This is a genomic window from Ideonella sp. (assembly GCF_035254525.1).
GTDB lineage: Bacteria > Pseudomonadota > Gammaproteobacteria > Burkholderiales > Burkholderiaceae_C > Ideonella.
The window spans coordinates 18,786-30,400 of record NZ_DATFAN010000042.1 but is presented as its reverse complement, the minus strand read 5'-3'; the positions used below and the strand labels follow the sequence as shown (position 1 = coordinate 30,400).

12 protein-coding genes are annotated in these 11,615 nt (G+C 66.0%); all 12 read left to right on the top strand.

Going from position 1 to position 11,615, the window contains the following annotated elements; all coding sequences use genetic code 11:
• Positions 1 to 38: 38 nt before the first annotated feature.
• The 12 genes from VJ693_RS04190 (at position 39) to VJ693_RS04135 (ending at position 11,613) form a co-directional block, all read left to right on the top strand.
• Positions 39 to 488, top strand: coding sequence for a type IV pilin protein (locus tag VJ693_RS04190; protein ID WP_324152207.1), 450 nt, complete (start codon positions 39 to 41; stop codon positions 486 to 488).
• Positions 482 to 1,093: a pilus assembly FimT family protein gene (locus tag VJ693_RS04185; RefSeq protein WP_324152206.1), complete on the top strand. Its 612-nt coding sequence runs from the start codon at positions 482 to 484 to the stop codon at positions 1,091 to 1,093. Before VJ693_RS04190 ends, VJ693_RS04185 begins: the two co-directional genes overlap by 7 nt.
• Positions 1,090 to 1,533, top strand: a complete 444-nt coding sequence (pilV, locus tag VJ693_RS04180) for a type IV pilus modification protein PilV (protein WP_324152205.1) — start codon at positions 1,090 to 1,092, stop codon at positions 1,531 to 1,533. The genes VJ693_RS04185 and pilV overlap by 4 nt, the downstream gene beginning before the upstream one ends.
• Positions 1,530 to 2,735, top strand: coding sequence for a PilW family protein (locus VJ693_RS04175; protein ID WP_324152204.1), 1,206 nt, complete (start codon positions 1,530 to 1,532; stop codon positions 2,733 to 2,735). The genes pilV and VJ693_RS04175 overlap by 4 nt, the downstream gene beginning before the upstream one ends.
• A 73-nt stretch (positions 2,736 to 2,808) precedes the next feature.
• On the top strand, positions 2,809 to 3,396 hold the full coding sequence (locus tag VJ693_RS04170) for a hypothetical protein (RefSeq protein WP_324152203.1): 588 nt from the start codon (positions 2,809 to 2,811) through the stop codon (positions 3,394 to 3,396).
• A 10-nt stretch (positions 3,397 to 3,406) separates the two neighbouring features.
• Positions 3,407 to 7,285: a pilus assembly protein gene (locus tag VJ693_RS04165; protein WP_324152202.1), complete on the top strand. Its 3,879-nt coding sequence runs from the start codon at positions 3,407 to 3,409 to the stop codon at positions 7,283 to 7,285.
• A gap of 1 nt (position 7,286) precedes the next feature.
• Entirely contained in the window at positions 7,287 to 7,838 is a 552-nt protein-coding gene (locus VJ693_RS04160) for a hypothetical protein (RefSeq protein ID WP_324152201.1), read from the top strand.
• 107 nt (positions 7,839 to 7,945) lie between these two features.
• Complete coding sequence (locus VJ693_RS04155) at positions 7,946 to 8,767, top strand: ABC transporter ATP-binding protein (RefSeq protein ID WP_324152218.1); 822 nt, start codon at positions 7,946 to 7,948, stop codon at positions 8,765 to 8,767.
• A complete protein-coding gene (gene mlaE / locus VJ693_RS04150) occupies positions 8,764 to 9,543 on the top strand; it encodes a lipid asymmetry maintenance ABC transporter permease subunit MlaE (RefSeq protein ID WP_324152200.1) in 780 nt (259 codons plus the stop codon). The genes VJ693_RS04155 and mlaE overlap by 4 nt, the downstream gene beginning before the upstream one ends.
• 12 nt (positions 9,544 to 9,555) lie before the next feature.
• On the top strand, positions 9,556 to 10,038 hold the full coding sequence (gene mlaD / locus VJ693_RS04145) for an outer membrane lipid asymmetry maintenance protein MlaD (RefSeq protein WP_324152199.1): 483 nt from the start codon (positions 9,556 to 9,558) through the stop codon (positions 10,036 to 10,038).
• Positions 10,039 to 10,166: 128 nt separating this feature from the next.
• Positions 10,167 to 10,847 (top strand): VacJ family lipoprotein, encoded by a 681-nt coding sequence (locus VJ693_RS04140; protein WP_324152198.1) that lies wholly within the window; start codon positions 10,167 to 10,169, stop codon positions 10,845 to 10,847.
• A gap of 124 nt (positions 10,848 to 10,971) precedes the next feature.
• Positions 10,972 to 11,613, top strand: coding sequence for an ABC transporter substrate-binding protein (locus tag VJ693_RS04135; RefSeq protein ID WP_324152197.1), 642 nt, complete (start codon positions 10,972 to 10,974; stop codon positions 11,611 to 11,613).
• Positions 11,614 to 11,615: the final 2 nt, after the last annotated feature.

Sequence of the window (11,615 nt, the reverse complement as noted above, 5' to 3'; positions counted from 1 at the left end):
GGGGCGCGGTGCCAAGCCGAGCCATCTGATCGAGGTGAATGTTGAAGAAATATCCTGAACTGCCGGCCCGCCGAACCGATGCCGGTTTCACGCTGATCGAGCTGATGATCGTCGTTTCGATCATCGGCATTCTCGCGGCCGTGGCATTACCCAGTTACCTGGACTACCTGCGGCGCGGCAAGTTGGTCGATGCGACGAATACGCTGTCGGCGCTGCGCGCGAAGATGGAGCAGTACTACCAGGACAACCGCAAGTACGACGGCGATTCCAGCCCCTGTGCGTCGACAATCGCCCCCGTCCGCGATTTCGGCTTCTCGTGCGACTACAAGTCGACGAAGTACACGATTACCGCTACCGGTACCGGTTCGGTGGCTGACTTCGTGTACACGATCGACCAGGACGCCTCCATGGCGACAACCGGCCTGCCATCGACCTGGGGCAGCGTCCCGGCGACTTGCTGGATCACCCGGCCAGGCGGCACATGCTGACCTCGTCCCGCGCCCTGCGCGGCTTCTCGCTGATCGAGCTGATGGTCACGCTGGGCGTGGCCGCGTTGCTCCTGCTGGCGGCCGTGCCCGCGATGCAGAGCTGGGTGGCCGATGCGCGCGTGCGCACCGCGGCCGAGTCATTCCAGAACGCGGCCCGCCTGGCCCAGGGGGAAGCCATGCGCCGCAGCCGCACCGCGGTGCTGGTGTTGACCGACAGCTCGCCGACGCTGGCGGCCACACCCGCCGCGGGCGGACAGCGCTGGATCGTGCGTCTGATCGAGCGCAGCGTTGACGATGGCGCCGAGGACAGTCTGTTCGTGCGTGGCGGCGGCGAAGCGGCCGCGGGCGGGGTGACGGTGCAGGGCAGCGCGCTAACCTGTTTCAACGCCTTCGGCCAGCTGACGACGCTGTCCTCGCAGGCCACCGGGCTCGACGCTGAATGCGAGGCGCCGACAAGCTCCACCGCGAACGAGTTCGTCTTCAGCCGCGACGGCGGCCGCTCACTCAAGGTGCTGATCAGCCGCGGCGGCCAAGTGCGCCTGTGCGATGCGCAGAAGACCTTCTCCGACGACCATCCCGACGGCTGTCCGTCGGCCGCATCATGACGAGCCAATCGCGTCTTCCTCGTCGCCCGGGCCGCCGTTCCCGCCGGGGCTTCACACTGATCGAGGTGCTGGTCGCGCTGCTGGTGTTCTCGTTCGGCATCCTGGGTCTCGCGGGCTTCCAGGCCCTGGTGACGCGCAACTCGGTCGAAGCCTCCGAGCGTGGCCGTGCGGCGCTGATGGCCAACGAACTCGTCGCCGCGATGTGGACGGCGCGCAGCACCACGCCCAGCGAAGCGGACCAGGTTGCCTGGAAGGCCCGCGTGGAGGACCCCACCGTCCTGGGCTTGCCCGACGGCACGGGCGACATCATTCCCCTCGATGACGACGTCGGCACGGTCCTGATCAAGATCACCTGGACCTCGGTGGTGCGCGGCGGCCAGACCAGCACATACATCACCGAGTTCGCCTTTCCGCCCGACACCGAGAACGAGGGCTCATGAACGTTCGCCCCGACCTCTTCCTCGCGCGCCGTCAGCGTGGCTTGACCTTGATCGAGCTGATGGTCGCGTTGGTCATCGGCATGGTGCTGACCGTGGCCGTGTTCGGCGTGCTCGCTGCCTGGGAAGGCAAGAAGCGGGTCACGACCGGGTTGAACGACCTGGAGCAAGCCGGCAACCTGGCGCTGTACGAGCTCGATCAGTGGGTGCGCAGCGCCGGCAGCGGCTTTTCCAGCACGGCGGGGGCCGGCAACAGTGCTTACGGCTGCCTGCTGCGCGCTTCCGCGGAGAGTGGCCAGACCTTGCCGCGCACCTCGGCCCTGGCGGCGCCGTTCGCCTCGGTGGACCTGGACGGGGACGGCAACTTCCCGCTCCTGCCGGCCATGATCGTGCCCGACGCGACCACGCCGGGCGAGAGTGGCCAGCCCTCTGACGCGCTGCTGGTGATGGGCGGCAGCGCCCACCATGGTGGCGCCGCGCTGTCGCTGAGCGCGGATCCGACCGACACGACGCTGAGGCTGGACAACACGGTCGGCGTCAGTGCTGACGAACTGTTGTTGCTCTTCGACCCCAGCGTCGGCAATCGATGCCTGCTGACCCAGGTGGCGTCCAGCGCTGCAACCAGCCTCACGCTCGATGTCGATGGCAGTTTCTACGCCGCCACAGTGGATGACACGAGCATCGCATCCAGCTTCAAGAAGGAGGGGCTGGTGCTGCCCATCGGCTCGCCGACGACGGATCCGCCGCAGTTCCAACTCATCGGCGTGGGTGACCACAACACGCTGTACAGCTACGACCTGCTGCAGAGCGGTGGTGCCGACGTGGCACTGCAGGCGCGCGCCGAGGGAGTGTTCGAGATGCACGCCTTGTATGGCGTCGACAACGATGGCAATGGGACGATCGACGAGTGGGTATCGGCGGGCAGCGGCAGCGACTATGCGGCCAGCAAGCTGATGGCAGGCACCCCCACGGCGAGGACGCTGATCCTGCGCATCAAGGCCGTCCGCGTCGGCCTGATCCTGCGCACGACGCTGCCCGAGAAGACGGCCGAAGAGACGTCTACACCGTCGATGCTGTACTTGTTTCGGGATCTCGGCGACGGGCTGCGCTACGAGCGCGCACTCAGCGGCGATGCGCTCAAGTACCGCTACCGCGTGATGGAGGCGACGCTGGTGCTGCGCAACAACATGGCCATCAAGGGCTGAGCAGGTCATGGTGCACCACTTTCGATCCGACCTTCGTCTTCGCCGCCGGGCGGGGCGCCAGCGCGGCGTCGTGATGATCGTCACGCTGGTGGCGCTGGTCGTCCTGCTGCTCGGTGCCGTGGCGCTGCTGCGCTCGTCCGACGCCTCGTCGGCGCTTGCCGGCCAGCTCGGCTTTCGGCGTGACATGAAGAACCAGGCCGAGCGCGCGATGGCGATGGCGATCAACTCGCTGAAGACTGGCAGCTTGTCCTCGGCCAGTGCGCGCGAAAGCAGCCTCGCGACGGCGAACTACTCGGCAGTGGCGCTTACCAGCGATGCATCGACCGGCCTGCCGACCATCCTGCTCGGCAGCGACACCAGCTTCACTGCGGCGAACTACGTGATCAACATCGTCGATGCGACCGACGAATCGGGCGACAACGCCGACACGGGCATCAAGGTGCGCTATCTGATCGACCGCCAGTGCACGGCCACCGGCAAGGTCGACCCGGCGAGCTGCAGCCGCACCAACGTGCAGATCCAGTTCAACGGGCAAGACAGCGGCTCCTACAAGGCCGACAGCTCGTTCCGCTCGTCGCAGCTCGTCATCTACCGCATCTCGGTGCGCGTCGACGGCCCGCGTGGCACCCAGGCCTTCTTCCAATCCGCCATGGCGCTGTGAGACCCGAATCATGATCAAGCTGCTTTTCCCCCCACTGCGGCAGGCTGCGGTGTCGCTGGCCTGCGCAGCTGCAGCAGGGCTGGCGGGTGCTGTCACGCTTGCCGACCAGCCGCTGTTCTCGACGATCTCGGTGCCGGGCAATCTCGCATTGGCCTTGTCGGTCGAGTTCCCTACGGCACTGAGTCCGGCATACCCTAGCACCACCGCCTACACCTCGAGCAGCGCCTACATCGGGTACTTCGACCCCGAAAAGTGCTACGCGTATTCGTACAACGCAGGCACGCCGTCCAGCAGCTATTTCTATCCACAGTCGGCAGCCAGCGGCCACGCCTGCACGTCGACAAGCTCGCTCGCGCTGTGGAGCGGCAACTACCTGAACTGGGCGTCGATGGGGGCGCTGGATACCTTCCGCGCTGTCATGACCGGTGGGTACCGGGTGAGTGACACCGCGAACGAAACTATCCTGGAGAAGACCTACAACTTCAACAGCGGGGCGATCCAGACCAAGAACACGCCGGACAAGACCACCACCGGCTCGTCCACGATCAGCGGTGCCACCCCATTCAGCTGGACCTCGGCCACGACCAAGGTCTGGCACCAGGGTGCGGGAATGTTGATCACCGGCACCAATACCGTGTATGGCGGCAGCAACGGCACGAGCACCTGCTACACGCAAACGACCTGCGTCAACATCGGCTCGCCGAGTTCGCCCTACTACCCGCAAACGCCGTCGAACAACAGCGGGGTGTCGTACTACACGGGGCAGAGCAGCCTGGCCGGCAGTGCCAATGCTGCCAAGGTCTACCTCGTGTACATCCGCGTGAAAGTCTGCGACCCCAGCGTGAGCACGGAGTCGAACTGCACGCAGTACGGCAGCTACTACAAGCCCGAGGGCCTGCTGCAGAGCTATTCGTCGAAGCTGCGCTTCTCGGCCTTCGGCTACCTGAATATCGCCGACTACGACACGGCCAACGCCAAGATCGACGGTGGCGTCATGAGGGCGCGGATGAAATACATCGGCCCGAGCCAGCCAGTGCCGGGCTCCAACGCGGTGAGCAACTCGGCCTCGGAATGGAGCTCGACAGACGGCACGCTGGTGTCCAACCCTGACGCAACCGACGCGGCGAATACCGTCGCGAATTTCGGCCTGTCGAGTTCTGACGTTGCCAACAGCGGGGTGATCAACTACCTCAACAAGTTCGGCTCGATCTACAACGATTACAAGACCTACGACCCGGTCAGCGAGCTCTACAACGCGGTGCTGCGCTACTACAAGAACGTCGGCAACACGAGTGCCTATACCTCGGCGATGACCAGCGCCAAGCGGGCGGATGGCTTCCCGGTGATCACCGATTGGGACGACCCCATCGTCTACACCTGTCAGAAGAACTTCGTGCTGGGCATCGGCGACACCAACACCGGGCCGGATGCGAACCTCGAAGACAGCACGATCAAGAGCAGCTACGAGACCGCCACGACACCATCCACCATTACCTCGGTGGGGGTGAAGACCGCGACCGCGATGGTTGGCACGTTGGAAGGGAAGTCGAGCCTTGCGACGACCCACCCCAACGGCAAGACGAACTCCTACTTCATCGCGGGCCTGGCCTATGACGCCCACACGGTGGACATGCGCTCCGACCTGACCGACAAGCAACTCGTCAACACGTACTGGCTCGATGTGTGGGAATACCAGACCTACGCGTCGAAGAACATGTATTGGCTTGCCGCCAAGTACGGAGGGTTCGAGGTGCCCACCGGGTTCGAGCCGTACTCGGCCAGTAACAGCAGCAGCACGCTGGATGACAGCACCTGGTACACCACGACCGACACCGTCGGCAGCGACAAGCGGCCCGACAACTACTTCGCCGCGAACCAGGCCGACAAAATGAAGTCGGGCCTGACCTCGGCGTTCGCGAAGATCGCCAAGGAGGCAGCTGCAACGACATCCACAGCGTTTGCCACGCAGACGCGCAAGACAGCGTCGTCCGGCACTGCCAACTACACCACCAGCTACAGCCCGAAGGACTGGACTGGCAAGCTTGTCGCGTCGACCATGGTGACCAAGACCGATGGGAGCACGACGATGACCGAGAAGTGGAACGCTCAGACCATTCTCGATGCCACCGACCCGGACGACCGCAAGATCGTCACTTGTTGCACGTCGGATGGCGCTGCACTCGCCTTCCGCGCCAGCGTGCTCAGCGCTGCGAGCCTGCACTCGCGCACCTACTACGCCTCGTTCTCGAACGTCCCGGGCGTCGACACGGCAAGCCAATCGGCTGCCGACTTCGTCGCCTACCTGCGTGGCGACACGTCGAAGGAGGCTACCAAAGGCCCCTACAGAAACCGTGCGGCACTGCTCGGCGACATCGTCAACTCCAAGCCCGAGGTCGTCGGCGCACCGAGCTTCCCCTACTACGACAGCTACAACCCCGGCTACAGCTCGTTCAAGGGCAGCTACGGCAGCCGCGACACCATCGTCTACGTCGGTGCCAACGACGGCATGATGCACGCCTTCGACGGCTCGTTGACCAGCTCGACCAAGGGCACCGAACGTTTCGCCTACATCCCCAGCTTCACCTACGGCGAGTCGTCGAGCTCGTCCGAGCGCTACTACGCCACCTATGGCCTGGCCTCGCTCGGCGACCCGAGCTACACGCACCACTTCTTCGTCGACGCGACGCCCCGGCAGTTCGACGTGAACCTGGGCTCGGCCGGCGGCACGTCGAGCGGCTCCAGCGACTGGCACACGCTGCTGATCGGCGGCCTGGGCAAGGGTGGCAAAGGCTACTACGCGATCGATGTGACCGACCCGTCGAGCTGGACCAGCGAGTCGGCGGTCGCCGGCAAGGTGATGTGGGAGTTCACCGACTCGCGCATGGGCTACACCTACGGCGATGCGCACGTGGTGAAGACCGCCAAATACGGCTGGGTGACGATCTTCCCGTCCGGCTACAACAACGGTGACGGCAAGGGCTACATCTTCATCGTCAACCCGAGCACTGGCGCACTGCTCGAAGCGATCGCGACCCCCGAGGGCAGCACCTCGTCGCCGATCAACCTGGGTCACATCCGCGCTTTCGTCAACGACTACGGTGACTACACCGCCGACGCTGTCTACGGTGCCGACCTGCAGGGCAACCTCTGGCGCTGGGACCTGACCGGCGACGGCAGCTATCCGTCACCAACCAAGATCGCCAAGCTGACCAACGCGGCTGGCGATTCGCTGCCGGTGACCACCCCGCCGCTGCTCGGCGTCGACCCGACGACCAAGAAGCGCTATGTGATGGTGGGCACTGGCCAGCTGCTGTCGGACAGCGACACCAACAGCACCAGTCTGCAGGCCTTCTTCGCCATCGTCGACGGCACCGGCGACGCCGGCGGCTTCTACACCGACAAGACGCTGCCGACGGGCTACAAGTTCGCGCTGTCGCGCTCCGATCTGACCGGTGTGACCTCGTTTTTGTCGGAGCTGGATGACAGCGCTTCGCCAATGGGTTGGTACTACGACTTCGGCAGCGGCAGCGGCAGCAAGACCTCGATCGCCGAGCGCGTGGTCGTGGAGGGGGATGTAGCGCTCGGTATGGTGGCGTTCTCGGCCACGCTGCCCAACGGCGACGCCTGCGAGCCGGCCGGCTCGAGCCGGACCTTCGCGGTGCGTTTCGCGACCGCCAAGAGTGCGCTGGTCGGTGCATCGAATGCGACTGTCGAGTATGTGGCCGACACGGACACGACAACCGATGTGATGTTCACCAAGGACAGCGAAGGCACGACTACGTCGCTTACGCGCGGCGGCACCACTTCCGGTGTCACGAACACGACGGTGGACAACGGCATCTCGAAGTTCAAGTTCTTGAGCTGGCGCGAGATCTCGACGGTGGATTGAGATGGATCGCTTGGCTCGCCGCGTGCGTGGCGTAGCGCTGCTGGCTACGCTGGCCTTGCACGGCCTGCTGCTGGCTGCGCCGTGGCGGCCAAGCCGTGAGCCGATGGCCAGGGAGGTCGACCGGGCACCGGCGCCGCTGTTGGTCATGCTGTTGTCCGACCACGTCGGCCGCGGTATGGCGCCGCCTGCGCAGCGCGCACCCGCCGATGCCAGCGGGCTGCGCCAGGTGCCGCAGCCACCGCCCGCGGCGGAGGAGCCGTCATCAGCTCCCGCCTTGGCGCCTGACCGACCAGCGCTGCCGGTCACCGCGCCGGACTTGGGCCCGCTGGGGGCCTTTCGTGCTCCCTCGGCGCCGATCCGCCTGCGCCTGCACATCGACGTGAGTGGCGCCGTGAGCGCGGTCGAGGTGCTGGAGTCCGATCCCGGCGATGTTGCCTTCGTCGAACGCCTGGCCGAGATCCTGCGCGCCACGCCCCACATCCCCGCGCGGCGCGGTGGCCAGGACGTCGCCTCGACCAAGGAGATCCGCCTGAGCTTCGGCGCGGCGGGCTGACCCGCCCTTCGTCGTGTTGCCGCGACGTGAGTCGGAGTGACGCTGGGCAAAGAGCCCCCGCGCGCCCGGGCTGCGGAGGACCCCATGCGAGAATGCCAGGGAAATCCCTGCCCGAGATGAGCGACACCTTCGTTGAGATTGACCACGTCACGTTTGGATATGACGCCAGCCGGACGATCCTGAATGATGTGAACCTGCGCTTCGCGCGCGGCAAGGTCACGGCCGTTCTCGGCGGCTCGGGGTGTGGCAAGACCACCCTGCTGCGCCTGATCGGGGGCGTCCATCGGGCCAACAGCGGGCGGGTGCTGTTCGATGGCGAAGTCATCGACGTGCAGGACCGCGCCCAGCTGTACCGCTTGCGGCGCCGCCTGGGCATGCTGTTCCAGTTCGGCGCGCTGTTCACTGACCTGACGGTCTATGACAACGTGGCCTTTCCGCTGCGCGAGATGACCGACCTGCCGGAGGCGCTGATCCACGACATCGTGCTGATGAAGCTGAACGCCGTCGGCCTGCGCGGGGCGGCCAAGCTGAGGATCAGCGAAGTCTCGGGTGGCATGGCGCGCCGCATCGCGCTGGCCCGCGCGATCGTGCTCGACCCCGAGCTGATCATGTACGACGAGCCCTTTGCCGGCCTGGACCTGATCTCGATGGGCGTGGCGGCCAAGCTGATCCGCACGCTCAACGACGTGACCGGCGCCACCTCGCTGGTGATCTCGCACGACGTGCCCGAGTGCATGGCGATCAGCGACTGGGTCGTGCTGATGGCGGCGGGCGGCCGCATCGTCGCCCAGGGCACACCGGCCGAGTTGATGGCCAGCACCGATCCGGAGGTGCGCCAGTTCGTGCGCGGCGAGCCGGACGGCCCGGTCAAATTCCACTATCCCGCGCCCACCATGGCCGAGGACTTCGGCTTGAGGGCGCTCGCATGAACTGGCTCGCGACATTGGGTGCCTGGGCGTTGCGGGGCGTGCGCAGCTGGGGCCGTGCGTCGCTGTTCTTCAAGGACCTGCTGGGCGCGCTGCCGGCATCGTTGCGCCGCTTCGGCCTGGTGGTCGCGCAGATCCACGCGATCGGCAACCGCTCGCTGGTGATCATCCTGGCATCGGGCATGGCGGTGGGCTTCGTGCTCGCGCTGCAGATGTATTACGCGCTGGTCAAGTACGGCGCGGCCGAATCGCTGGGGCTGGTGGTCAACCTGTCCCTGGTGCGCGAGCTGGGCCCGGTCGTCACCGCGCTGCTGTTCGCTGGCCGCGCCGGCACGTCGCTGACCGCCGAGATCGGGCTGATGAAGGCAGGCGAGCAGATCGCCGCGCTGGAGCTGATGGCGATCGACCCGCGCCAGCGGGTCCTGGCGCCGCGCTTCCTGGCCGGTGTGATCTCGATGCCGCTTCTGGCGATCCTGTTCTCGGCGATCGGCATCCTCGGCGCCTGGTTGGTCGCGGTCGGCCTGATCGGCATCGACCCGGGAAACTTCTGGTCGATCCAGCAAGATGGCGTCGATGTCTGGCGCGACGTCGGCAACGGTGTGGTCAAGAGCGCCGTGTTCGGCGTGATCTGCACCGCGGTGGCGCTCTACCAGGGCTACGAGACCGAGGCGACGCCCGAAGGCGTGGCCTACGCCACCACGCGCACCGTGGTGGTTTCGTCGCTTGCGGTGCTGGGCATGGATTTCATTCTCACGGCGCTGATGTTCTCAACGCATTAAGGTAATTTGACGATGGCAAAGAAGAGCATCGAGATCCTGGTGGGGCTGTTCGTCCTGCTGGGCCTGGCCGGGCTGTTGTTCGTCGCCCTGAAGGCGGCCAACCTGACGACCTTCAGCAACGGTGAAACGTACACGCTCCAGGCGCGCTTCGACAACATCGGCGGCCTGAAGGCCAGGGCGCCGGTGCGTTCGGCCGGCGTCGTGGTCGGTCGCGTCACCAAGATTGCGCTCGACCGCAAGACCTACCAGGGCGTGGTCACGCTCGAGATCTCGCGCAACGTGGAGTTCCCGAAGGATTCGTCGGCCAAGATCCTGACCTCGGGCCTGCTGGGCGACCAGTACATCGGCATCGAGCCCGGGGCCGACGACAAGAACTTCACCGCCGGCGACATGATCAAGCAGACCCAGTCGGCCGTGGTGCTGGAAAACCTGATCGGCCAGTTCCTGTTCAGCAAGGCGGCGGAGGCGGGCGCCGCCGGCGGAGACAAGAAGTGAGGTTCGCCGGCCTGCGGCGGGCTGCTGGTGCGGCGGCTGTCGTGCTCGCCCTCACTGCGTCTGCGCCGGCCCTTGCCGCAGAGGGCCCGGGTCATCCCGAAGCCGCAGCGGCCTCGGCGAGCAGCCCGATGGCTGCGGTGCGGTCGGAGAAGGACCCGTTCGAATCCTGGAACCGCTCGGTCTTCTCGTTCAATGAGTCGGTCGACAAGGCGGTCCTCAAGCCGCTGGCGCAAGCCTACACGGACGTCCTGCCCGAGTACGTGCGCACGCTGATTTCCAACGTGATCGGCAATGTCGCGGATGCCTGGTCGATGGTGAACCACCTGCTGCAGGGCAAGATCGAGAGCACGCTGCAGATGGGCATGCGCGTCTCGATCAACAGCGTGCTCGGCTTCGGCGGCCTGCTGGACATCGGCACCGAGATCGGCCTGGAGCGGCAGTCGGAAGATTTCGGGCAGACGCTCGGGCGCTGGGGCGTGCCGCCGGGGCCATACGTGATGCTGCCGGTGCTGGGGCCGTCGACGGTGCGCGACACGGGCGGCCTGGTGCTCGACCTGCAGGCGACGCCCGCATCGTTGATCAACGACACCACGGCCACGGTGGTCGGCGTCACGGTGCTTCAGGCCGTCAGCACCCGCGCCGGGCTGCTGGGCGCGAGCCGGGTGCTCGACGACATCGCGCTGGACAAATACAGCTTCTTGCGTGATGCCTATCTGGCCCGGCGCCAGAATCAGGTCTACGACGGCAACCCGCCCGAGGCGCCGGAAGACGAAGAAGAAGACCAAAAGCAAGATTCACCGGCTAAGTGAGCGCGTGCTTTTCGTGGGGCGCTGCAATTTGTCACCGGACGCCGGTGAACCTGCACCCCCACCGGCGCGTTGACTGACGGCCACCGGCGCGAAGCCGGCCCGTAGGAAAAAGGAAGGAATCCGCATGTTCATGATTACCCCGACCCGTCGCATGGCTCTGGCTGCGCTGGCCGCGGTGTCGCTTGCCGGCCCGCTCACGGCCGCCCACGCTGACGTCACTCCCCCCGACGCGCTGATCAAGCAGGTGTCGACCGAGGTCATCGACACCCTCAAGGCGGACAAGGCGATTCAGGCCGGAGACGTCTCGAAGATCATCACGTTGGTCGACAACAAGGTGATGCCGCACGTCAACTTCCAGCGCATGACGGCATCGGCGGTCGGCCGCAACTGGCGCAGCGCCTCGCCCGAGCAGCAGCAGAAGCTGCAGGCCGAGTTCAAGATCCTGCTGGTGCGGACCTACGCGGGTGCGCTGACCCAGGTGCGCGATCAGGTGGTCGCCTTGAAGCCCTACCGCGCGGCGCCGACCGACACCGAGGTGGTCGTGCGCACCGAGATCAAGGGCAAGGGCGAGCCGATCCAGCTCGACTACCGCCTGGAAAAGGCCGACGCCGGCTGGAAAATCTACGACGTCAACGTGCTGGGCGTCTGGCTGGTCGAGCAGTACAAGAGCAGCTTCGCCCAGGAGATCGGCACGGTCGGCATCGACGGTCTGATCGCCAAGCTGGCCGAGAAGAACAAGGCTGCCGCGGCGCCGGCCAAGAGCTGAGC